The 24937-nt window shown below is 55.1% G+C and carries 16 protein-coding genes; 15 read left to right on the top strand and 1 reads right to left on the bottom strand.

Annotation, left to right across the window (positions count from 1 at the left end):
• The first annotated feature begins 68 nt into the window (after window positions 1-68).
• The 5 genes from SFX18_05775 (at window position 69) to SFX18_05755 (ending at window position 11064) form a co-directional block, all read left to right on the top strand.
• Window positions 69-1484 carry a Gfo/Idh/MocA family oxidoreductase gene (locus SFX18_05775; GenBank protein ID MDX1962641.1) on the top strand — a complete coding sequence of 472 codons (1416 nt, stop codon included), beginning with the start codon at window positions 69-71 and terminating at the stop codon, window positions 1482-1484.
• Window positions 1485-2019: 535 nt separating this feature from the next.
• The gene (locus tag SFX18_05770; GenBank protein ID MDX1962640.1) at window positions 2020-3420 is read left to right on the top strand and encodes a circularly permuted type 2 ATP-grasp protein; all 1401 of its coding nucleotides are present in this window, start codon (window positions 2020-2022) and stop codon (window positions 3418-3420) included.
• Window positions 3421-3604: 184 nt separating this feature from the next.
• The gene (locus SFX18_05765) at window positions 3605-4609 is read left to right on the top strand and encodes an alpha-E domain-containing protein (protein ID MDX1962639.1); all 1005 of its coding nucleotides are present in this window, start codon (window positions 3605-3607) and stop codon (window positions 4607-4609) included.
• 157 nt (window positions 4610-4766) lie between these two features.
• Window positions 4767-8366: a transglutaminase family protein gene (locus tag SFX18_05760; GenBank protein MDX1962638.1), complete on the top strand. Its 3600-nt coding sequence runs from the start codon at window positions 4767-4769 to the stop codon at window positions 8364-8366.
• 193 nt (window positions 8367-8559) lie between these two features.
• Window positions 8560-11064 (top strand): circularly permuted type 2 ATP-grasp protein, encoded by a 2505-nt coding sequence (locus SFX18_05755; protein ID MDX1962637.1) that lies wholly within the window; start codon window positions 8560-8562, stop codon window positions 11062-11064.
• A gap of 38 nt (window positions 11065-11102) precedes the next feature.
• Here the strand turns inward: SFX18_05755 and SFX18_05750 are convergent, their stop codons facing one another.
• Window positions 11103-11354, bottom strand: coding sequence for a hypothetical protein (locus SFX18_05750; GenBank protein MDX1962636.1), 252 nt, complete (start codon window positions 11352-11354; stop codon window positions 11103-11105).
• A gap of 19 nt (window positions 11355-11373) precedes the next feature.
• Here SFX18_05750 and SFX18_05745 point away from each other — a divergent pair, with 19 nt between their 5' ends.
• The 10 genes from SFX18_05745 to SFX18_05700 all read left to right on the top strand — a co-directional run bounded on the left by SFX18_05745 (window position 11374) and on the right by SFX18_05700 (window position 24447).
• Window positions 11374-12135 (top strand): DUF58 domain-containing protein, encoded by a 762-nt coding sequence (locus SFX18_05745; protein ID MDX1962635.1) that lies wholly within the window; start codon window positions 11374-11376, stop codon window positions 12133-12135.
• A gap of 157 nt (window positions 12136-12292) precedes the next feature.
• Window positions 12293-12541 (top strand): hypothetical protein, encoded by a 249-nt coding sequence (locus SFX18_05740; GenBank protein ID MDX1962634.1) that lies wholly within the window; start codon window positions 12293-12295, stop codon window positions 12539-12541.
• Window positions 12535-15000, top strand: a complete 2466-nt coding sequence (locus SFX18_05735) for a transglutaminase-like domain-containing protein (protein ID MDX1962633.1) — start codon at window positions 12535-12537, stop codon at window positions 14998-15000. The genes SFX18_05740 and SFX18_05735 overlap by 7 nt, the downstream gene beginning before the upstream one ends.
• A 2-nt stretch (window positions 15001-15002) precedes the next feature.
• Entirely contained in the window at window positions 15003-16007 is a 1005-nt protein-coding gene (locus SFX18_05730; protein ID MDX1962632.1) for a MoxR family ATPase, read from the top strand.
• A gap of 8 nt (window positions 16008-16015) precedes the next feature.
• Window positions 16016-16597, top strand: coding sequence for a hypothetical protein (locus tag SFX18_05725; protein ID MDX1962631.1), 582 nt, complete (start codon window positions 16016-16018; stop codon window positions 16595-16597).
• Window positions 16598-16645: 48 nt separating this feature from the next.
• On the top strand, window positions 16646-18181 hold the full coding sequence (locus tag SFX18_05720; GenBank protein MDX1962630.1) for a permease: 1536 nt from the start codon (window positions 16646-16648) through the stop codon (window positions 18179-18181).
• A gap of 123 nt (window positions 18182-18304) precedes the next feature.
• Window positions 18305-19501 (top strand): hypothetical protein, encoded by a 1197-nt coding sequence (locus tag SFX18_05715; protein ID MDX1962629.1) that lies wholly within the window; start codon window positions 18305-18307, stop codon window positions 19499-19501.
• A gap of 126 nt (window positions 19502-19627) precedes the next feature.
• Window positions 19628-21895 carry a hypothetical protein gene (locus SFX18_05710; protein ID MDX1962628.1) on the top strand — a complete coding sequence of 756 codons (2268 nt, stop codon included), beginning with the start codon at window positions 19628-19630 and terminating at the stop codon, window positions 21893-21895.
• Window positions 21896-22031: 136 nt separating this feature from the next.
• A complete protein-coding gene (gene zigA / locus SFX18_05705) occupies window positions 22032-23264 on the top strand; it encodes a zinc metallochaperone GTPase ZigA (GenBank protein MDX1962627.1) in 1233 nt (410 codons plus the stop codon).
• A gap of 52 nt (window positions 23265-23316) precedes the next feature.
• Window positions 23317-24447, top strand: a complete 1131-nt coding sequence (locus SFX18_05700; GenBank protein ID MDX1962626.1) for an NAD(P)/FAD-dependent oxidoreductase — start codon at window positions 23317-23319, stop codon at window positions 24445-24447.
• Window positions 24448-24937 lie beyond the last annotated feature (490 nt).

The following is a 24937-nucleotide window of genomic DNA, read 5'->3' as shown; positions in this document are numbered from 1 at the left end:
TTGATCAGCTTTTTCGGTCATTCGTTTTTAATCCGCCACTTGCTCAACGTTTAGGAACTTACCCACCCATGTCCTACAATCGTCGTCAGTTTTTGTCCCAAGCCGCCCGTTTGACCGCCACCGCCGGAGCCGCCGCCGGTTTGTCCACGCTGGGCGTGTCGGTACCGTATTTTAGCAGCGCCGTCGCGTTTGCCGCCGAGAGTAAGAACGACCGGCACGTGATTGGCTGCATTGGCACGGGGGACCGCTGGAAGCAAATCATCAAGGGGGCGATGAATTTTGGCGATGTGGCGGCGGTCTGCGACGTGGATCGGCGGCATGTGGAAGAAGGCCGCGCCGTCACCGGCGGCAAGGCCGAAATGTTTGAGGATTACCGCCGGGTCCTGGACAACCCCAAAATTGACGTGGTGACCATTGTCACGCCCGACCACTGGCATAGCAAAATTGCGGTCGAGGCGATGCGCGCGGGAAAAGATGTCTACTGTGAAAAGCCCCTCACCCTGACCATTGACGAGGGAAAAATCATCAGCCGCGTGCAAAAAGAGACCGGCCGCGTCTTTCAGGTGGGGACGCAACAGCGCAGCGAAATGAGCGGCGTGGACGAAACCGGCGCCCGCCACGCCCAACAGTTTTTAAAGGCGGTGGGGATCGCGCACGCTGGCCGCTTGGGCAAGATCAAGCGCGTGCATTGCTTTATCGGCGGCGCGCCCACGTGTGACCCGATCGACAAGGCCCCGGTACCGGATGGATTGAACTGGGAGATGTGGCTGGGGCAGGCTCCGCTGGTGGACTTTATTTATCGACCGGGGGCGGGTTTTGGCAATTCCCGCTGCCACTACGAATTTCGCTGGTGGTACGAATACAGTGGCGGCAAACTGACCGACTGGGGCGCGCACCATGTGGACATTGCCACTTGGCTGATTGGCATGGACCAGTCCGGCCCAACCAGCGTGACCCCCGTCATGGCCGTGCATCCCTGCAAGTTTAAGGACGGTTATCCCACCGTGGATAATGTTTACAACACCGCCACCGAATTTAAAATCAAATGCGCGTTTCCCAATGATATCGAAATGATCATCCGGCACCATCCCTCCGCGGATATGAAGCTGCCCGAGGGGAATGGCGTCTATGTGGAAGGGGAAAAGGGAAACCTGTTTGTCAGCCGCAGCAAGCTGATGGGACCCGCGGCGGTCGCGCTCAAGACCGACCCCCTCCCCGATGAACTGCTGGCCAAGTTGTACAAGGGAAAAAAGCCCGGCAACCACATGGCGAATTTCTTTGAATGTGTCCGCGACCGGGGCGAGCCAGTCAGCGATGTCCACACCCATCATCGCGCCATGACGACCTGCCATTTGGCCAATATCGCCATTCGGCTGGACCGGCCGCTTGCCTGGGATGCCGCGCGGGAGCAAATCACCGGCGACGCGGCGGCGAACGAATGGCTCAAGCGGGAACAGCGAAAAGGCTACGAGATCGAGGGATAGTTCTAAGCTTGGCTAGCTATTTCCACATCCCGGCACAAAAATTGCCTTTATATGCTGCTCTTGGCCACATTGCCCTTTTACATCATTGGCAATTCGGGGATTATCCGCGAATTCCTGGCCTTTGGGACGGATTTTAGGTCGAGGGCGATTGGGGTTTCGTGGCAGTTTGCCTATTTTCACAGCAAGATTGTGCCGCTTTGTCTAGCACTTGTCAAAAATGTGCGATTTTTCATTCCCCGACAAAGTTTGCCAATTCTCAACTTTGGGTGGACCGCCTAGGGTCTGTATTGTGAATAGGACGATCGGGAATTGCTGCGTGACATCGCCAAGGCTAGCGGGACCAGGAAAACTGTGTCCTGCTCGCACACTCCCGCGGATCGCTTAGATGTTCATTTAACTTTTTCACGCCCAGGTGCAAATTATGACGGTGTCAAACGTGCGTGAAGCCCCCGTGAATCGAATTTCGGTGGAAACCAGCGAGCCAATTGGCGAGGGGTTTTTTGCCAGCTATCACACGGACGGATTTTTTGACGAGATGTTTGAGGCGGACGGCCGCCCGCGTATTTCCAGTGCGGCCTTGACGCAGCGGATCATGAATTTTACCCCCGCGGAGCTGCAAAAGCGGCAAAGGGCGGCGGATTTGGCCCTGCTTAACATGGGAATCACCTTTAACGTCTACGGGCACGAGGCTGGCACCGAAAAGATCTGGCCGTTTGACATTGTTCCGCGGATCATCGAGTTTGAAGAATGGCAGCGCGTCGAGGCGGGGTTAAAGCAGCGGATCAAGGCGCTGAATCTGTTTATTGACGATGTTTACAACGAGCGGCGGATCATTCGCGACGGCGTAGTCCCGGAATGGCTCATCAGCAGCGGCAAGACCCTGCGCGGACCGTGCGCGGGAATGCATCCCACGCGGGGAATATGGTGCCATATCACGGGGACCGACTTGGTTCGCGGCGGCGACGGGCAGATTTATGTGCTGGAGGACAACTTACGCTGCCCCTCCGGCGTGTCATACGTGCTGGAAAACCGCGAGGTGATGAAGCGGACCTTTCCCCAGGTGTTTAACGGCGTTTCGATCCTGCCGGTCGAGGATTATCCAGAACGGCTCTTGGCGATGCTGCAATACATCGCGCCGGAGGGGGCCAACGATCCAAACGTGGTGGTGCTCTCGCCGGGCATTTATAATTCGGCCTATTTTGAGCATTGTTTTCTCGCCCAGCAGATGGGAGTGGAGTTGGTCCAGGGCTCGGACTTGATCGTGCAAGATGGCTATTGTTACATGCGGACGACGCGCGGGCTGGAGCGGGTGGATGTGATTTATAGGCGGATCGACGATGACTTTTTAGATCCGACGGTTTTTCGCAGTGATTCGGCCCTGGGGGTGGCGGGTCTGATGGATGTGTATCGGGCGGGTCGGGTCGCTCTGGCCAATGCCCCCGGCACGGGCATTGCCGATGATAAGGCCGTGTACGCCTATGTGCCACAGATCATCCAGTATTACTTGAACGAAAAGCCGCTTATTCCCAATGTCCCCACGTATATCTGCGGCGAGCCGGAACAATGTGAATACGTGCTTGCCCATATCGCCGATCTGGTGATTAAACCAGCCAACGAAAGCGGCGGCTACGGGATATTGCTGGGGCCAAAGGCGACACCCGCCGAACACGCCAGGTACCGTGATTTGATCCGGTCAAATCCGCGTAATTATATCGCCCAGCCCATGCTGGCGTTGTCGCGCGTTCCCACGATTATTAATGACCGGTTGGAGGGGCGGCATGTGGATTTGCGTCCGTATATTTTGTACGGCGAGGAAATTTACGTGCTTCCCGGCGGTTTGACGCGGGTCGCGCTCAAGCAAGGATCGCTCGTGGTCAATTCTTCCCAAGGGGGGGGCAGCAAGGATACCTGGGTGGTCAAAAGTTATGGTTCTTAGGCGTTTTTTTGTTTGAAAATTAAGGGTAAGTTGGGTCTAGCCGGACAAAGGCTGCGGAGATGCCACACGGGTCGGCGGCGGGATTCCAGCGATAACATTAGGTAATAACACGCACCACGGCCGCGGGGTAATCACCCCCTCGGCGATAAACCCCCCAACATTTCGAGAGAGCGGTTACACCTCCATGCTTAGTCGAGTGGCGGATTCGATTTTCTGGATGAGTCGGTATATTGAGCGCGCGGAAAACGTCGCCCGCTTTGTGGAGGTCAATTTTAATCTTGCCCTGGATTTGGGAATTGAACACGGCGACCAGTGGTTGCCGTTGATTTCGACCACTGGCGATCATGATATTTTTGCCGACCGCTATGGCACGCCAAACATGCAAAAAGTGGTCGAGTTTTTGACCTTTGACGACGAGAATCCCAATTCCATCATTTCCTGCCTGCGCAAAGCGCGGGAAAACGCCCGCGCCGTGCGGGAAATGATCAGCAGCGCCATGTGGGAGGAACTCAACAAGTTTTACCTGATGGTGCGCGGCGCGGCTACCGGGCGGGGACTGCTGGACACCCCGCTGGATTTTTTTCACGAAGTAAAAATGGCCAGCCACCTCTTGCAGGGGGTGACCGACGCCACCATGTCCCATAACGAGGCTTGGCACTTTGCCCGGATGGCCCGCCTGTTGGAACGAGCCGATAAAACCTCGCGGATTTTGGATGTCAAGTACTACCTGCTGCTCCCTTCGGTTAATGACGTGGGTACGCCCATTGACACGATTCAGTGGGCGGCCCTGTTAAAAAGCGCGAGTGCCCTGGAGATGTATCGCAAGGCATTTGGGCGGATCACCCCCGAACAAGTGGCGGAATTTTTGTTGTTGGACAAGTCCTTTCCGCGGGCGGTCCACTTTTGCATGCTGCGGGCCGAGGAGTCATTATTGACCGTGACCGGCAGTCGACTGGGAACGTTTCACAATCAGGCCGAGCAGCGTCTGGGTCGACTGCGGGCGGATTTAGACTATACCAGCATTAAGGAAATCATTTCGATCGGGATGCATGAATTTATCGATCGATTTCAAACCCGCTTAAACGACGTGGGAGAGTCGATTTACTACTGTTTTCTGTCCCCCGAGGCCTACGTGCGTAACAATGGCCAGGTTCAATCGCAAAGCCAGATTATGGGAATGCGGTATTGAATCAATTACGAATTACGAATTACCTGAATAAGGCTAATTCCCAACGCCGCGTTGCAAATTGTGTGCTAGACTTTATGGCCCTTCCACCAGGATCGACGGCCCGGATTTAGCGGACCCGCGGCCGCAATTCTCTTTTTACCCTCCGGATGTTTGATTCATGGCGCTCCGTGTCGCACTTCACCACAGCACGACTTATAGCTATGCCCGACCGATTGCAATCTTTCCGCAGATTGTCCGATTGCGCCCGGCCCCGCACTGCCGCACGCCGATTGTTAGCTACTCGCTAAAAATCGAGCCGGCGGGGCATTTTATCAATTGGCAGCAGGATCCCCAGGGGAATTACCAGGCGCGGCTGGTGTTTCCGGAAAAATCCGCAAAATTCCAAATAACGGTCGATTTAGTCGCGGAAATGACCGTGATCAACCCGTTTGACTTTTTTCTGGAAAAGTCAATCGAGCACTTCCCCTGGACCTATGAGCCTTGGTTGGCCACGGAACTTCGCCCTTTTCTGGAACAGATCGAAAATGGGCCCCTCCTGCGGGAGTATGTCTCGACCGTGGACATCACGCCCGCCCGCACGATTGATTTTTTGGTCGCTCTGAATCAGCGGGTCAAGCATGACATTCAATACACCATACGGCTGGAACCGGGGGTGCAGACCTGCGAGGAAACCCTGCAACTGCGCAGCGGCTCTTGCCGCGATACCGCCTGGCTGTTGGTCCAAATACTTAGAAAGCTAGGAATCGCGGCGCGGTTTGTGTCGGGTTATTTGATTCAACTGGTCGCGGATGTCCAACCCCTGGACGGTCCCGCCGGACCCACGCAGGATTTTACCGATTTGCACGCCTGGGTTGAGGTCTACCTGCCCGGAGCGGGTTGGGTGGGGCTGGACCCCACCTCGGGACTGTTGGCCGGTGAGGGGCATATACCCCTGGCTTGCACGCCCGATCCGCAAAGCGCCGCCCCCGTCACAGGCGCGGTTGAGCCTTGTGAATCTACTTTTGATTTTGCCATGCATCTCACCCGGGTGCTGGAAACACCCCGCGTGACCAAACCCTATTCCCCGGAACAATGGTCCGCCATCGAGGCCCTGGGACATCAGATCGATGTGGATCTTGAGCGGCAGGCCGTGCGCCTGACGATGGGGGGCGAACCGACTTTTGTCAGCATTGACGACATGGAGGGGGCGGAATGGAATACCGCCGCGCTGGGTCCCACAAAACGCATTCTGGCGGGCGAATTAATTAAAAAGCTCCGTGCGCGCTTTGCCTCGGGCGGTTTATTGCACTATGGCCAGGGAAAATGGTACCCCGGCGAACAACTTCCCCGCTGGGCGCTCAGTTGCTATTGGCGGCGCGATGGCCAGCCCATTTGGAAGAATCCCGATTTGCTCGTCGACGAGGATCGCGACTACAATCACACCGCCGCGGATGCCCAAAGGTTTGGCGCGGCGCTGGCCCGCCGCCTGGGGGTGGGGGATGAATACTTGCAGGCGGGGTATGAGGATTCGTGGTATTACCTGTGGCGGGAACGCCGCTTGCCGGTGAATGTCGACCCCCTGGACTCCAAGGTAGAAGACAAAGTTGAGCGGGAGCGCATCGCAAAGATTTTTGACCAGGGTTTGAAAGCGATCGTCGGCTATGCCCTGCCCATTGAACGCCGATTAGGTGCCCAAGGGTGGCAATGGGCCAGCGGACCTTGGTTCTTGCGGCGGGAACACATGTTTTTGATCCCGGGCGACTCCCCCATGGGTTTTCGCCTGCCCCTGGATTCCATCCCCTGGGCGTTGGAAAACGAACGTCAATACCAGGGAGAATTTGACCCGTCGGCTCCGCGCGGGACCTTGCCCAGTCATGCGCAACTGGCGGAACGCCGTGGTCCATCCTGGCCCCAAACAGGCGGCTTTAAGGCCGGTCGTGGGTTAAGCCTTAACGAGGTGGCGGCACTGCAGGGGTTAAATTCCCCCTATGCCAATGGCCGGGAAGATGCCCGCCGTTCAAAAACAACGGTGAAACTGGTCGCGGGGGACGCGGGACAACCGATGGACATGGCGGAGTTGTCCGCCGAACTGGACATTGAGGCGGAGGAACAAGGGGGTACGGCGGTATTAACCACCGAAGCGTATTTAGGTAATGGCGGCCATGGACTCTCTCCCACGCGGGAACATTGGCGTTCATGGCTGGATCCCCGAATCGCCCGCTCACCCAGCGCAACACGCCAACCGCAAATGGGGGAATCCGCCGCTTGGATTACCCGCACGGCGATGTGCTTTGAAACGCGCGAGGGGCGATTGCATGTTTTTATGCCGCCGCTGCAATTGGTGGAGGATTACCTGGCGCTGATTACCGCCATCGAGGAAACCGCGGCCGAACTGGATTTGCCCGTAGTGATCGAGGGGTACCATCCTCCGCATGATTATCGCCTGACACACCTGCGAGTCACGCCCGATCCGGGGGTGATCGAAGTCAACCTGCAACCAGCGTACAACTGGGACGAGTTGGTCAAAAACACCGTCGGCCTGTATGAGGATGCCCGCGCTTGCCGACTGGGAACCGATAAATTTATGGTGGATGGTCGCCATACCGGCACAGGTGGTGGAAATCACGTGGTCATGGGGGGACCGACCCCGGCGGAAAGCCCGTTTTTGCGCCGTCCAGATTTGCTGCGCAGTATCTTGACCTACTGGAACAATCACCCCTCGCTGTCGTATTTGTTCTCGGGAACGTTTATCGGGCCGACCAGCCAGGCTCCCCGCATTGACGAGGCGCGGCATGAGCAGCTATACGAACTGGAAATCGCCTTTCAACAAATACCCGCCAACGGATCCTGCCCCCCATGGCTCACGGATCGGCTCTTTCGCAATTTGCTGACGGACCTTACCGGCAACACCCACCGGGCGGAGTTTTGCATCGATAAGCTCTATTCTCCGGATACGTCGTCTGGACGGCTGGGTCTGGTGGAATTTCGCGCGTTTGAAATGCCCCCCCACGCGCAGATGAGCCTGGCGCAGCAGTTACTTTTGCGGGCGTTAGTGGCGGTCTTTTGGCGGCAGCCCTACCAGCAAAAGTTGGTGCATTGGGGGACCACGCTGCATGACAAATTCATGCTGCCGTATTTTGTCTGGCAAGATTTCCGCGATGTCATCCGCGACCTACAGAGTGCCGGTTATCCGCTTTCATGGGATTGGTTTGCGCCGCATTTTGAATTCCGCTTTCCGCGGCTGGGCCAAGTGGTTTACGACAGCATTGAATTAGACTTTCGCGGCGCGATCGAACCGTGGTTGGTACTGGGCGAAGAACCTGGCGGCGGCGGCACGGTGCGCTATGTGGATTCCAGCCTGGAACGGCTGCAAGTGCACGTCCGCGGTTTGACCGACACCCGGCATGTGCTGTTATGCAATCGCCGCCGCGTGCCGCTGCATCCCACCGGCGTCGCGGGAGAATACATCGCCGGCGTGCGGTATCGGGCGTGGTGCCCCCCTTCTTGCCTGCATCCCACCATTGGCGTGCATACTCCGTTGGTGTTTGACCTGTACGACCAGTGGACGCAACGCTCGCTGGGGGGGGCCACCTGGCATGTCATGCATCCCGGCGGACTCAGTTATGATAACTTTCCGATCAATGCCAACGCCGCCGAAACACGCCGTAACTCGCGGTTTCAGCCGTTTGGGCATTCCACCGGACCGTGGGCGTTACCGTTGCCCCAAACCAACGGCAAATTCCCGTTCACACTCGACCTGCGTTATCAGGGAGAGTAAAATGCCGGACTTTCCGGGGAAAGTTCCGCATGTGTCGCTTGCCCCGGGGCGCGCCGGTTGTGCCCCACGCGTCGTTTGCCCCCACATGGCCGATTGCCCCACACGCTAGTCGGAGCTGGAGGAGCTTCCAGCCGATTCCATGAATGTCGCCACCGAGAATCCGCATCCTAGTCGGATGGGATCCTTCCTTGAGATGTATCCCGCGCCCCCCACGGGCTATGATGAATACACCACCGCGGCGGGCGAGATACGGCCCGCATGGCGCAAGTTCGTGGATTGTCTGCGGCATGTGGGGGGGGAGGAATTTTCCCGCCGTTGGGAACAAGCCCGACGGATGCTGCGGGATAATGGCGTCACCTATAATGTCTATGACGAAAACCAAGGGCGGGATCGTCCCTGGGAACTTGATCCCCTGCCGCTGCTGTTGGGTGCCGCGGAATGGGACCGGTTGGCCGCGGGTATCGCCCAGCGGGCCCGCCTGCTCAACTTAATCCTGGCCGATTTGTACGGCCCCCAGCGGCTCATCATTGAAGGACTGATCCCCCCCGAATTTGTCCTGGCAAATCCGTTATATTTGCGGGCGGCGCATGGCTTGCCCGTGGTGCATGGGCAATATCTGCAGTTTTATGCGGCGCATCTGGCCCGTGATTCCGGGGGCGAATGGTCGATCCTGGCCGATCGCACGCAGGCTCCGGCGGGGGCGGGCTATGCCGTGGAAAACCGGATCGTTCTGTCCCGGATGATGCCCGAGACCTACCAAGCTTGCGAGGTGCAGCGCTTGGCGGGCTTTTTTTTGATTATGCGCGAAGCCCTGCACGAGTTGGCCCCCCGCCATCGTGAAAATCCCCGAATTGTTCTGCTTAGTCCCGGCCCCCGCAGTCCCGCTTACTTTGAAGACGCCTATTTAGCGCGTTATCTGGGTTATACCCTGGTCGAGGGGGGAGACCTTACCGTACGCGATAATCTGGTCTTTTTAAAGACACTTGGCGGATTGCTGCCCGTGGATGTCATCATGCGCCGCGTCGCCGATCCCGACTGCGATCCCCTGGAATTGTCGGGCGGCACGGTCAACGGCATTCCGGGGTTGACCCACGCTGTCCGCTGCGGAAATGTGGTCATCGCCAATCCCCTGGGGAGCAACCTGCTCGAGGCTCCGGCGTTTCAGGCGGTGGTGCCGCATTTGGCCCGGCGGCTGCTGGGCCAGGAATTATTGCTCCCCTGCATACCGAGTTGGTGGTGTGGCGACGCCGCCGGTCAAACTCAGGTGCTGGCCAATCTCGATCAATTGATCATCAAGCCAGCCTTTGAACCACGGGCCAAACCTATCCTGGTGCGCGGTTTATCCTCCAGCGAAAAAGCCGCTTTGCGCGAGAAAATCACCCGCCACGGCGAACAATTTGTCGGACAGGCCATCATTGAACGAAGCACCGTCCCGGTCTGGAACAACGGCGCGATCGAGGCGGGTCGCATGGGCCTGCGCGCATTTGTCATGGGAAAAGGGGAGCAATACCACGTCTTGCCTGGCGGATTGGTCCGCATCTCGCACGCCGACCAACTGTTAGCCGAGTCCACTCACGCCGGACAGGGAAGCAAGGACGTTTGGGTGTTGGCCGCGGGACCGGTAAAGCCAGTAAGTTTGTTGCATCCCGCCGGCGAGCCGTTGACCATTCGCCGCAGCGGAAATGACTTGCCCAGTCGCGTGGCGGATAATATGTATTGGCTGGGGCGCAATGTGGAGCGGGCGGAAGGAGCGATCCGCCTGTTGCGGGGGACGATATCGCGGCTGTTGGACGAAACCACGCCGGGTGGATCCCCGGAATTGCCCGCCTTGCTCAAGGCGTTGCATGGCGGCAATAGCGGTGGACCGCAGCAAGATTTTGATCTGCCGCTGGTGGAGCGCAATTCCGCCATGCAACAAGAGATTTTGGCGTATGTCCTGGACGAGCGGCAACCCGACGGCCTGCGCAAGACGCTGCAAAATATCCAGGATTTGACCAGCATCGTTCGCGACCGGATTTCTATCGATAGTTGGCGGATTCTCAATCGCCTGCACCTGGAATGGATGCCCGGCTACCCGTTGGGGGTGGCGTCGTTGGCGGATGTCCTGGGGATGCTCAACCAAATGGTCATCACCCTGTCGGCATTTAGCGGTCTGGGGGTGGAAAGCATGACCCGTGGTCCGGCGTGGCGATTTTTGGATATTGGCCGTCGGATGGAGCGCGCGCTGTATACGTTAAATTTATTGGCACAGACGCTGGTGGCGTCCCGTCCAGCGGAAACCGCCATCCTGGAAGCGCTGTTGGAGATCGCCGATAGCTCCATGACGTATCGCAATCGCTATTTAAATATTCTGCAAGCGCGGGCGGTGTTGGATTTGCTGCTGACCGATGAAACCAACCCCCGTTCGGTCGGTTTCCAACTGGCGGCATTGTCTGGTCATGTGGATCACTTGCCTAATGAACTGGGCACGGATTTGCTAACGGGAGAACAACGGACAATCCTATCCGCCTTGACGCATGTCCGCTTGGCCGAAATTGAAAAGCTGCTGGATACCGACCGCACGCAACGTCGGCAGCATTTGGACCGGTTGCTGACGCGCGTGGCGACGGGGTTGCGGGGCCTTTCGGACAGCCTGACGCATAAATACTTGGTCCACGCCATGCCATCGCGCCAGATGTCGGAACTGCGTTTGGGGTAGGGGCCTTGCGGTATCCAAATTGTCCTACCACAACCGAATCATCGGCTAAATAAAACTTGAACAAAATAATAGAAAAATTTTGATTTTAATTTACATTTAGGGTGTAATGTTTTATAAGCTAGCCCTACAAAAGCCAGCCAAAGTCGATAAAAAATACGCAAATCTATTGCAAGTGACCATTCATTGCGATAATATGGATGAGTCTCTAGGCTATTAATATTGCCTCTCAAAGTTGCGCGTATGTCTGGCCAAGTGAAACCCATTTTAGTTTTAGTGAGCATTGGTGGCATCGCACTCGCCTGTGGACTTATGCTTGCGCCGCAAGCCTTTAGTTTGGCGGCGTGCTGCTTAGCCGTGTTGGGGATCGCCCTGATTTGGCCATATTTGTCGCTCTGGGGCTTGGAAGTTGAACTTGCATTTTCTTCACGGCGAGGAAACGCTGGGGAGCCTGTCGAATATGAACTTTGGATACGCAACAGAGGACCATTCTCGGCCTGGGGATTGCTGCTGGAAGAAAACCGGCTATTGCCAAACCAGGGACAGTTGATTTATGGAACGGTGGATTATGTGTCGGGGTGGTCAACCCTTAAGCAAACCCGGATATGGACACCCAACGTACGTGGTGAGTATCCCCAGACGCTACTCCATATAAGCACGGCTTTTCCATTTGGTTTATGGAAATGTCGTAAACCAATTCGAGTAAAGCAGACCCTGCTGGCATGGCCCCAACCGTTGCCCCTGGTTTGTCCAGACTTTTCGCAAGGCTGCAAATTATCGGGATTGACAGCCAACAATCACCGCCCGGGTGCTAGCGGCGAACGCGTGGGAACCCGCGAGTATCGCAATGGAGATAGCTTGCGGGCCGTGCACTGGGCTCAAACCGCCAAACAGGATCGATTGATTGTTAGCGAACGTCAGATGGTAGCCCAATATGTCGTGGAATTGCGGGTGTTGCGGCCCGAATCTCTGATAGGCTTAAACGATCCCCGGGGGGATATTGGAGGGGGCTATACGTCTTTTAGCGGCGATAGCGCTTACCTTTTGCGGAAAAAACGCCCTGTTACGCATTGAATTGGGGTCTTGGCGTACATCATTTATCGCCTCCCCGGATGGTCTGAAGAGATTCTGCGATGAATTAGCATGCTGGGATCCCGCGCATCGCACGGTGAATTATCAGGAGGATGGTGCTTTCCTGAAGCTGCGGCAGTCGGTCGCGGAGCGGACAGGCATGTTAATTTGTATCGGTGCCGAAAATGGTATCCTCGATTTGCCGGAAAAAACCCGCCATACGGCCATGGCGGTGATTGTATTCGACAATCTACCCAAGTCCGTGGAAAAAACTTCCCGCTGGCACTGTCAGCATTTTGGCAATTCCCTGCATTTATCCGCGGCGGATGATTGGGCCACTGAACTACCGGAACTCTGGAAAGCGTTGCTTCGTTCGTCATGGCGGGGAAAGCGGGGTGCGGCATGCTGACGCCGGTAATTTGGATTGTTGCAACGGCGACTGTCCTGTTACAGTTTGTGCTGTCCCAACGCCAAGGAAGTTGGCTGTTTACCTTGCCTGAAGCCGTGTTATCCGCGGTGGCTCTTGCCAGTTATCGAATTTGGTGTTTTAGGCCAACGCGCGAGCAATCGGATGAAATGCCGGAGCCTCGTTGGGGCTTTTTTTGGAGCTTGGTCGGGATAACGCTGCTGCCCTGGGTAATCGAGCCGTTCTTGCGGGGGTGGGTTGATTTGGGTGCCGCCGTGGAGGAACGCCATGCGGCGAGCCTGCGCAATCTTATGCTGGGTTTGTACTGTCTGGGAACTCAGTCGCGATATCACGTCCTGGCCGTTATCTGCAGTTGGTTTGTGGTAATCTTTGCGTTTGTCTTATTTTACACCCCGCTGACCTGCATCTTGGTTGCACTATATGTTATCGCGGTCATGCAGTGGCTGTTGGGAACATATTGGCAAAAATTGTCTTTTGGAACCACCGATCAAAGATCACGGGTTAGTCCCATTTTCCCTGGATTAATGGTGTGCGCGGTAATCCTGGCGATTGGCGCGGGCACCGGCTGGGCGGTGGGAAATTTTGCCCCCCGGGGACCTCTTTTAGAGTGGATTGCCAGTTCCGGGGGAACCGGCGATTCCGACCCATTTGCCCGATCTGGCATCAATGACGGGGACTTGCTGGTTGGAGGCGAGACGCAGGCGAATAGCTTTGGCCCCGTGGAGACAAAATTGTTTTTGGAGTCGGACTCGCCCAGCCTGTACGACGTTTTCAATGATCGTTATGACGAACCGTCGAAAAAAATCGTAAAAAACGATCGTTCAATGCCACTGCCCCCCCAGTCGTCAGACATGTCCGAACGGCATTTGACTACCCATGAAAAAAGCCAGCGGGAATTTAATACTGTTCGTCCCCGCATGCCGCGGCAGCAATCCTCTGCCACCCAAAATACCTCGGCGACGGCGATATTTCATGTGTATGGCCGCGTGCCGTTGCATTTGCGGGTGGAGGCATACAACGCCTGGGATGGCCGCGTCTGGTCGTGGTTAGGTCCTCCGGCTTCCCAGGAACTTAGCTTGTTTGTAAAGAAAGTGGGTGATAAGCCGTGGATTTATCAGACGACTGACTGGATGTCCAAGTATCATGCCCAGGAAAACACGGTAATTACCTTAAATTACACCAGTCCGCGGATTCCCACAGCCGCGCAATTTCGCGGAGTGCATGTTCCGCAAGTCGATCGTTTGGATTTGTTCCGCTGGCTCCCGGATGGACAATTGAGCCTACAGCGCGAGACGGTGCCGCGGTTGACGGCATTTCGCCTGCGGTCGGCATTACCGAGCGATAGTGATTTAAAAATTCTTAAATTTAAATGGGCCGCTTTCGGAAATATTGATCGCGCACTCACTAAAACCGATTCGCCTCCTACGGATGCAAAAGTCGTAAATAAAAGCAGGGCGATCCATGAATTACAACAGCAAAATTGGCGTCCCGATCCCTTGTTAGATGCCTTGGCCACGGAGATTGCGGGCGGGCTTCCCCGGGGGTATGCGCAAATCAATGCCGTGCGGGATTATTTGCGTAATAACTACCAGCTTGATTTCCAGGCCCGGGTGCCAGAAGAAACCCCCGACGCCGCCAAATACTTTTTATTGGAAGCCCGACGGGGGCCGGATTATCTGTTTGCCACCGCCGCCACTGATTTGCTCCGTAGATTGCATTACGATGCACGCGTGGTTGGCGGTTATTACGTCCACCCGGAAAAGTACCAAGTTAAAGACCAATTTACAGAGGTAACCGCCAACGATGCGCATGTGTGGTGTGAAGTGAGTCCCGATGGGTATGAATGGATCGCGCTGGAACCCACGCCCGGCTATGAATTGGCAGTTCCCCCCCGCAGCTGGACCGGTTATCTGGCGGAATTGCGGTCCAACATCCAGGCCTTGATATGGCGACATGGGGGCATATTTAGCGTGGCGGGAGTCATCTTATGTTGGGTGCTATGGTGTCGAAAACGTATGGTTACATTGGCAATTTATCTGTTATGGAGGATTCGCCTGTCCGGCCGTTCCACCTCCGCGCAAACACTGCTCACGATTCAATACTTGGAAACGCACGCCCGTTTATGGAACTATCCCCGTTTACCGGGGGAAACCTTGCAGCAATGGTTGGCAAGATTGCCCCGTTGGAAGCGCGGCGCCACCCAGGCCTTAACGAGGTTTCGTCATCAGGCGGAAGCCAAGTTATATGGAAATCGAGGCGATATTGCCGCCGACCCGCCTAGGTTCACCGTCATTTGCCTGGCGGTCGCAAAATTACTTTGGTGCGCTCCTCCGGTCAAGTTTGGGCATCTATTATGGCCCTCCTGCATTTACGGGCAGCGCCCCGCGCCTGACTTGAATAGCTGCAAACAATTATCCTATCCGGGACAACCGCGCGTATGACCATGGCTTCTGTTGTTAATCGCCCATACTTGATTAGTCCGGAAAATACGCCGGGTGAATCCACCCCCCGGTGTGAATATCAAACGTTGACTGACGGCTTGAGACAGGCTTTGAATGCCGCCCTCAAGGGTAAAAGCCATGTCACGGAATTGGTATTGGCTTGTTTACTGGCGCGCGGCCATTTACTGATCGAGGATTTACCCGGTCTGGGCAAGACCACGCTGGCCAAGGCCCTCTCCCAGGCGATTGGGGGGAATTTGGCCCGCGTGCAATGCACGCCCGATTTATTACCCAGCGATATCACGGGATTTCACATTTATAATCAGCAAACCCGCGAATTTGAGTTTCTGGCCGGTCCTGTGTTTTCCGATGTGCTCTTGGCCGACGAAATTAATCGCGCTACTCCCCGCACCCAAAGCGCCTTGTTTGAAGCGATGGCCGAGCGACAGGTGACCATCGATAAAACACAACATCGATTGCCGGATTCCTTTTTTGTGATAGCCACCCAAAATCCGGTGGAAAGCCATGGAGCATATCCATTGCCCGAAGCCCAGCTAGATCGCTTCGCGCTCAAATTGGCGATTGGCTATCCCGATTTTGAAAGCGAGTGCGCGATGTTGGCGGCGGATGTGGGGAGCCTTACGGAAAGCGCAAAACCGGCGGCTCCCGTGATTACGATTGAACAACTTCAATCCCTGCAAAGGCATGTGGCCCGGATTTTTGTGTGCCCCCCCTTGCAACGCTACTTGGTGGAACTGGGGGCGGCCTCCCGCAGCCATCCACAGGTTACCTTGGGGCTTAGCCCGCGCGGGTTGCTACTTTGGCAGCGATTGTCCCAAGCCTGGGCATTCTTGCAGAAACGTGATTTTGTCATCCCTGACGACATCCAGAACACCGCCGCGGCGGTTTTGTCGGTGAGATTGTTTGGCGACTTTTCACGCTCGAGCGCAATTATCACGGACCTTTTGGCGGCCGTTGCCGTGCCTGTCCATCATCCAGCGAGGTAACTAATTCCATGCTTCGTACGTTTCCTAATACCATGACGCTATTCGCTGGTCGCTCGTTGCGTCTGGCTAGTTGTTGCTGGTGCTTGTTGTTGGCGGCGGGCTGCGGAACCACGGCTATCGAGGGAGCCGCGGAGGATGATTATGAACATCAGCATGGACACGAAATCCCCGGGCATCGCCCGGCTGATTTTAGCCAGTTGTTACCCGCGATTCGCGCGCGTCATGACCAGTTATCCGGAACCGTTATTCCACTAAACGAAGCGAATCAAAACTTGGCGGCGGAACTAGGCGACCTCTTGGCTTGGCTGCCGGAATTAGCCGCTGAGAGTGATCTCCCCGAAGAATCCTGGAGCAAGCTTGTTAGTCAATCCCGGGAACTTCTGCCCCGCTTTACCCTTTGGCGGCGGACTTTTACCGTTAACACCTCAACTGCGGCCACCGCTCCACCAACATACCCGCAAGCTGAAATCCAGGCGCTGTTGTCAACCCTCATGGAAATTGATCGGGATGGTTCTTGGCTGAATTCCATTTACCGCCCTATGGTCATAACGGATGAAACCAGCCCCGTGGAAGCGACTGAAATTCCCTAACGCGGGCGGAAATGTTATCTTTTTTGTCTTACTTCGGAGGTAGGCCCGATGCTGGAACTGTTATTGGGCGGAATATTACGAATATTGCAAGCTTTATTAGCCGCCAGTCCCACACTGCTTATCGGGCTGTTTGTGGCGGGAATATTGCACCGCTTGTTGGGGCACCGCCGGACCCGGTTGTTGTTTGGGGCGGGGACCTGGCGGGAATTGCCCCAGGCCTGGCTCATCGGGATGCTGCTTCCCGTGTGTTCCCTGGGCGTTTTGCCAGTCGCGCGGCGTTTACGCTTAGCGGGATTGGCGGGAGGAACAACGCTCGCTTTTGCCATGACCGCGCCTTTATTTAATCCCCTTTCTTTGCTGTATGGTTTGACGCTTTCGGAGCCATTTGTCATTTTTGCCTTCGCCCTGGGGTCTTTGGCCGTGGTTACCGTCGTGGGGGGGCTGTGGGACAAAATCTTTTCCCAAACGGAACTGGCCGAGAATGAGCCACCTCTCATGCCGCATGGCTGGCAACGCTTGGCGGCGATTTTACTTGCCATTCTCCGGGAGGCCGCCGGACCCAGCCTGAAATTTATATTCGTCGGTTTGTTGGGAGTGGCCTTGCTAAGTTTTGCCCTAAAGCCCGGAGCCTTGCAAACCCAGGTTGAGCATGATAATCCCCGGGCACCCCTAAATATGACGATGGTTGCGATTCCGGCATATGTCACGCCGCTAACGGCGATGTGGCAGTTGGGGTCAATGTTTCAGCACGGCAATAGCATCGGGGCGGGGTTTGTCCTGTTAACGCTGGGGGCCGGACTAAATCTCGGACTGATTTTATGGATGTGTGTGAATTACGGCTGGCGGCGCGGCTTGGTCTTTATGGTTATTCTCATCTCTGTAGTTTGGTGTATCGCCTATTCCCTGGAAAAGCCCCTCTATCCCGAAGAAGTCGATCCCGCGGGACACTCCCATGCGTTTGATATGTACTGCAGTCCGTTCCACCAGGGCAATCCCCAAGTGCTGCAAAAATTCAGCTCCAGCATGGCCGAGGCACTCCGTTCCCCGGATGCGCCGGTAGCGGGATTGTATGGACTTTTGGTCATTCTGGGGGGGATTCTACGCTGGGTCGACCCCCGCGAAATCTGGGAGTCAAAACTTAGCGAGCTTCAACCTGTTAAACAACAAAAGAACCGCTTCGATGTCGTGCTGCCACCCGCCGCACTTGGCGGTGTGGCCCTGTTAGGCTTGGTACTGTTCAGTGTTTTTGGTTGCTATTCGTATTATCCCCCCGTACAAGCCTGTTTTCAGGAAATGAAAAACTACGAGCTGGAGTTATTTAGCGCAGCGGTTGCCATGGATTTGGAACAATTGGAGTATCACAAGGAACACTTAGATGATTGGACCCGACGGTTGCAAGTAGGAGCCTATTTACGTACTGGCAACGTGACTGATTTTCAGCGTTATAAGGCGATGGTCTTGCGTAACAAACTGGAACTGCTTGAACACGCCGTCGCGGAAGGGGATTACCAGGAAGCCAAACAATACGCGCAGGATGTGACTCGGGCTTATGCGCGTCTGCGTAAAGCATTTGGCCTACAATAGTTGCGTAAAATTTTAATATCTAGAGAAAAAATCCAATTTTAGTTATTGCAAATTAGTTGCAAGTGTATATCATCATTATTGCAATCGAGTTGCAGGTATGCCTTCTTATTTTGGAGTACGCTCATGCGATATAAACAATTCACATTCTGGGCACTCTGTGCCTTTTTGGCTGTCTTGCAGGTGCCTTCCGTTCATGGCCAGCTAGCTCCGGGTTACCTAGTCACGCCCCTCGGTACCTTGCCGGGTGATAGCAGTAGCATCGCCTATGGAATCAATGATTTTGGCCACATCGTGGGGGTTTCTCGTGATGCCGGGGGCAATAACACGCTCGCCGGATTTTTATGGACTAACGGGGGTTTAACCGATCTCGGTCTTTACACAGGCCATACCGCGATTCGGCCTTGGGCAATCAATAATCTTGGTAACATCACCGGTCGCGCGACAAATGGACCCGGTGGCAGTAATTTTGGCGTCTACCATAACGGAACAGGCTGGACATTGGCGGGCAATGTCGGCGGATCGCGCGGGAATGGATTTGGCATCAATGACGCCAACCACATGGTCGGCAATATGCGCCTGCCATCCAACGATTTCAGTCGCGCATTCGTTTGGTCTCCCGGTGGAGGGACAGTTGAACTTCCGACGCTCCATCCCGACGATCCATTCAATGCCGTGCCCGCCTACAACGGGTACGAAGGGGGAAGCTACGCCACGGGAATCAATGACCTGGGGGTCGTCGTCGGTTCTGCGGGGCTATCCGACTCCCACGGCACGGACCGCGGATTTCGCTGGACGATGAGCGGCGGCATGGTCAACCTGGGTACGCCCGCTTCCCAAGGGTTACCTGGGCTGGGGCTTTTTACCCAAAGTTATGCCCAGAATATCAATAACGCGGGAATGATCGTAGGGGCGGCGGATCGAGGGTCGGGGTTAACCCGCGCTGTGTACTGGGATACACTCGATCAGATTCATGATATTGGCACTTTGGGCGGAACCTCCGGCTGGGCTTATGGAGTGAATGAAAGCGGCACCGTCGTGGGAATTTCCACGGATTCGGCAAACAATTCCCGCGCTTTTGGCTGGCATGGCGGGTCGCTGGTCGATTTGAATACCCTCTTGCCGCCGGGGAGTGGTTGGACGCTCATGCGGGCGTACGATATCAACGAAGCCGGACAGATCGTGGGGGAGGGAACGTTTAATGGCGTAAATCAGGGCTTTGTGCTGACGCCGATTCCCGAACCATCCATCTGCATTGCTGTCTGCGTGGTTCTCGCGGGATTGGCTTTTTTCCACGGATTATGCCGCAAAAGCGCCAGCTGACGTGATTCTTACAAAAAAGTGTGTTGGTCTTCTCGCTTGCTATCTTTCATCTAGGAGAACGCTATTGTGAAAAACTTGTGCCATGTGGGAATGACAGTTGTTGTCATGTCCCTCTGTTTATTCACCATGCCAGTCGCATCCGGGGCGACAATTTATGCCTCTGGTCAATTACTCATCGAAAATACCCCGGGAACGCATGATGATGTGCGTGAAAACCGGATGTACTCGATCGATACCAACACCGGGATCGCGACGCCGTTACCTATCTGGACCAACTCCACGCCTGCGGGCTTGGGAGGAACGGCGAATGATGGTTTGCTCGGTTTCAATTCCGGACAGTTGGTTAAGGTAAATCCCTTTGTAAGTAACGGCGCCACCGCGGTGGGGGGGCCGGCTGGCGTGAATGCTACCGCCTTTGACGTGCTGGCCGACGGCCGGGCGTTCGTGGTGACGACCTCTGGGAATAGGCAATTGTACCAAGTTGACCGCGTTACGGGATTAGCTACGGCTATTGGTCCCGCAGGGCAGATTGGGATGAATTTGGACAGCCACTTTGGCTTGCCCGCGGGTACCGCCCAGCCATTTGTGATAAGCCTGGGTTCGATTGGGGACCATCTTTATGGAATCAATCTGGAAACGGGACGACAAAATTTAATTCGACTCAACGTCATCAACGGCATGGCGGCTGTCATTGGAGCGCCCGATGCCGTGGATGGCAATGATGCGGGACGTTATTCCGGATACTCCGCCCTGGCTGGCGTGGACGAAAATAACGACGGGCAATTTGACTCACTCTTTGGCAGCGTCAATTTTTGGAATCATGACGGCGACACCGTCACTCCCGATTTGCGCTTGGGCGGGATTGCCCGCTATGACTTGGATGCGGGCACTTGGTCACTCGTGGGCACAAATCCGGGAGTAATATTCTTTGGCATGGGGAGCGTGCCAGTGCCTGAACCGGGCGTTTATTGGCTTTTAGGAATCTGCGCGATGGCAACGGTAGTTGCCGGAAAGAGCTATTTGGCAAAGAAAATTAGGCGGGTTTGCGGACTTTTACTTGTAACAGGTGCGGTGACAGTCACTGCCACGGCCGCCCCCTTATACAATATTTTCCCCGTTCCCTTAACGGTTTCCGGACTTTCCAACCAAGCCCGCGGCTTGAACGCCAATGGGGAAGTCGCAGGTTATGACAATCTTACCGGTGGGTTTCAGCGCGGTCTGTTTTATGATGGTGTGAATTCACCTTCCACCAATATCGGACTGCCGGCGTACACCACCGCCGTCACTTCCAGCGAAGGACACGCTATCAACGACGGCAAAATCATCGTCGGAGTGGGCCGCTACAGCGCGCCCGCCCCCGGTAGTAGCACAGGCTCCGTCCCATATGATCGAGGTATTGTGTTCAATGCCAATACTAATCAATTTTTAGCGGTAATCGAGCCTTTTAATAGCGTCGGGGGACGCCGGGCATTTGCCCAGTCGATTAACAATCTGAATCGCGTCGTCGGTAACGGCAGCAGCGATGCCTTCTTGACCAATCAAAACCCCCGCCGGGCGTTTTGGTACGACGTGAATCCAAATCAATCGTTGGTAGCTTACAAACTCGATCCTGCGATCAACGGCTTGCCTTTTTTACCGGGAGCGAGTTGGAGCGTCGCCTATGACGTTAACGAATTCCAGCAAATCACCGGGTTTTCGCAGACTCCGGACGACGCTGGTACACCAACCGCGCGTAATCGTGCGGTAATCTGGAATGCGGGAACCCCCGACAGCCAGGGGAATCCCTACACCACGGTCACTCGCATTGATAGCCGTAATACCGCCGGGACCAGTAGTTTGGCGCGATCGATCAATGATGCGGGCGTGGCCGTCGGCAGGATGACGTTTTCCGCCAATTTTGGCGACGAAGCGGCGTTTATCTACCAGCCCGGGGACACCGGATTAACTTCACTTGGATTTTTTGGGCCCACAAATACCCGGACCGAGGCCCTGGATATCGGCCCGAATAACTGGATTGTGGGTTACGCCGGCGCGACGGAAGGGGATTCTTCCAATAATAACAAAGCGCTCTTGTGGACCCCTTTTTCCGGTGGACTGGGGGGGTATCAGGCCACGGAACTACTGACCCTGCTGCCCCCAAGTGAAATTTCACTGGCCGGGTCAGTCGGTTGGACCAAGTTGCTCGAAGCCCGCGCGATTAACACCCATGGCGAAATCACCGGTTATGGGCGATATATTGCTTCGCCGGGCGGTAGCGAAGTAACGCGGGGCTTTGTCTTGCGGCCCATTCCGGAGCCGGGATTGATCTCGCTGGCGGGGGTTGGCGTATTTGTCACGGTTGCGGCCAGTATTGTAATTACCCGTAACAATTACGCGCGAACCACATCCATGTAGTTGAGCTGCGCTGGCTGGCGGCTGGGACTGCCTCATCAGGTACTCTCTCCCTGCATAACCTCCTGTCAGGCGGAGCCACTCAGGTCGCCAGTCAGCGTATTTAAATTGTTGTTGGTGTTTGCCAAAAGGAACTTTTATGAAGCGGTTGCCTGTGACGGTGCTATCGGGATTCTTGGGCGCGGGAAAAACTACGCTGCTCAATCATGTCTTTTCAAACCGCGATGGCATGCGCGTGGCGGTCATTGTCAATGATATGAGCGAAGTCAATATCGATGCCAAATTGGTTCGGGGCGGGGAAGCGGCGCTTTCCCGCACGGAGGAACGTCTGGTCGAAATGTCAAACGGATGCATCTGCTGCACATTACGCGAAGATTTGCTTCAAGAGGTCGCGGCATTGGCCAGGGATGGCCGTTTCGATTATCTGCTGATTGAATCGACTGGAATCTCCGAACCGCTCCCCGTGGCCGAGACGTTTACTTTTGCCGGGGAAGATGGCCAATCCCTAGGTGATCTGGCCCAACTGGACACAATGGTCACGGTGGTGGACGCTTGTAATTTCTTGGATGAATATTGTACCGCCGACGAATTGGCCGAGCGGGGAATTGGCCTGGACGAAAATGACAACCGCAGCATCGTGGAATTGCTGGTTGAACAGGTGGAATTCGCCGATGTGATCGTGGTTAACAAAACGGATCTGGCGGCGCCTGATGATGTGGGTTATCTGGAGACTATCTTGCGCAGGCTTAATCCACGGGCCAAGATTCTTCTCGCCAGCCATGGGCGTGTCCCCTTGGATCTCATTCTCAACACGGGCCATTTTGATTTCGAAATCGCCAACCAAAACCCCGGTTGGTTAAAAGTGCTGCGGGGGGAGCATGTTTCCGAGAGCGATGAATATGGAATTAACAGCTTTGTTTATCGCGCGCGGCGGCCGTTTGACCCCAAGAAGTTTTACAAGTTCGTCCGCGGCCCGTTGATGAAGGGGATTTTACGGTCAAAAGGTTTTGCCTGGCTGGCCACTCGCCCGGAATATGCGGCCATTTGGGCTAGCGCTGGCAAAGTATGCAGTTTGCAGCCAGGAGGGAAATGGCTGGCCGCCGCGCCCTGGACGGAGTGGCCGGACGAGGATACCATCGCTGAAATTTTAACCAACGACTGGCAAGAACCGTACGGCGATTGCCGGCAAGAACTGGTGTTTATCGGCTCCAAAATGCCGATTGAGAAAATGATCACCGCCTTGGACCGTTGTCTGCTCACTACGGAAGAATTATCACGCGGCCCGGACGAATGGCTAAGCCTGGAAGATCCCTTTCCGGGTTGGGTTATTGCGACTAATTCTAACAAGGACGATCTCATGATCGACAATTAAAACAATAATCATTCACTACCCAATAGCCTTTTCCAATTCACACTTACTGAAGATGTTCCCAAATAAAAAGCATATTCATGATGTGATAATTGTCGGCGCGGGAGCTGCGGGGATAGGTCTGGGAGTGATATTGCGTGAGCTGAGGATTGCAAATTTCCTGATTTTAGAACGATACCAAGTAGGTGGCTCATTTCTTCGTTGGCCTCGGGAAATGAGATTGATAACTCCTTCATTCCCTTCTAATTCAATTGGCATGTTGGACCTCAATTCAATTGCTATAGGAACTTCGCCGGGTTACTCACTAGGGACGGAACATTCCACGGGAAAGGAATACGCCGCCTATCTGCAAGCAGTTGCTAGTCATTTTCAGCAGCCGGTCAAGTTGGGTGTTGAGGTTCGCGGCATCGAAAAATCTGATAAGCCGGGAGTATGGATAATTAAGACAAATTCCGGCGCATTTGCCACACGTCACTTGGTTTGGGCGGCGGGTGAATTTCAATATCCCCGCGAAACTCCCTTTCCGGGGTCGGAGCATTGTTTGCACACCAGCCGGGTTACCGCATGGTCCAGCTATCCGGTGGAAGACGCCGTAATTATTGGCGGATATGAAAGTGGCATGGACGCCGTGATCAATTTATTAACCACAGGGAAAAAGGTTCGTTTGTTTGAACGGCAGGCGCGACCGGATGTAAGCTCCAGTGACCCCAGTCAAAGCTTATCTCCCTATACGTTGGATCGATTATCAGCCCTCAATAGACAAAAATCATGGGAATGGATCTCTGGAGTGGATATTTGTAACGTTGTCCGACATGACAAAAGTTTCATGCTGACCGATAGCCAAGGATACAAATATCGCGCGAAGCACGCCCCGCTATTGGCTACGGGTTTTGAGTGCAGTGCAAAACTTGTATCGGAACATTTTGCGTGGCGTCAAGATCGCTATCCCGAATTGACCAAAGATGACGAATCCACACTGTCTTCAAATCTGTTTTTAGTGGGGCCCGGTGTGCGGCATGATAACCACATCTTTTGTTTTATTTATAAGTATCGCCAACGTTTTGCAGTTGTTGCAAGCGCCATCGCGCATCGATTGGGACACGATACGCAACCTCTGGAAAACTATCGCAAATGGGGAATGTATTTAGATGATTTGTCCTGTTGCGGGCAAGACTGCCTTTGTTAAGAATTTCCAAGTAAATCCATCGCTCATACATTTATGGAATCTTTGTTAAATGTCCACCGTTCCATCGTGCTCATTGGACAAGAAAGCGTGGGTAAAACCCGCTTAGCGACTGCTCTAGCGCAAAAATCTTCCCGTAGCGAGAATTACCGCGGGTCTACGATTGCATGCGAAGTTTACCGTGTGCATGATTTCACATTAGTCGATACTCCGGGTATCTTGCGCGATTCCGATTCCCGAACCACGGAATTAGCGTTAGCTGAAATCGACGCGCACGATATAGTCATCTTGGTTGCGCAAGCCACGCATCTCGATGAAGACTTGGCACAGTTATTACCCCTCGTCGCGGGTCGTCTGTACTGGTTCAGCGTAAACAGAACAAAGTCGGGTTGTGGTTTATGGGGAGTGGGGCTAGGTCAACGTCTGTTAACGTGGCCACGGTTTGGATTTTTCGCATCGAGTTAAAGTGAGCGGGGAGGGCGCCAGCGCGCCG

The organism is Pirellulales bacterium, from assembly GCA_033762255.1.
Lineage (GTDB): Bacteria > Planctomycetota > Planctomycetia > Pirellulales > JALHPA01 > JANRLT01.
This window is presented reverse-complemented; position numbering and strand designations above follow the sequence as displayed.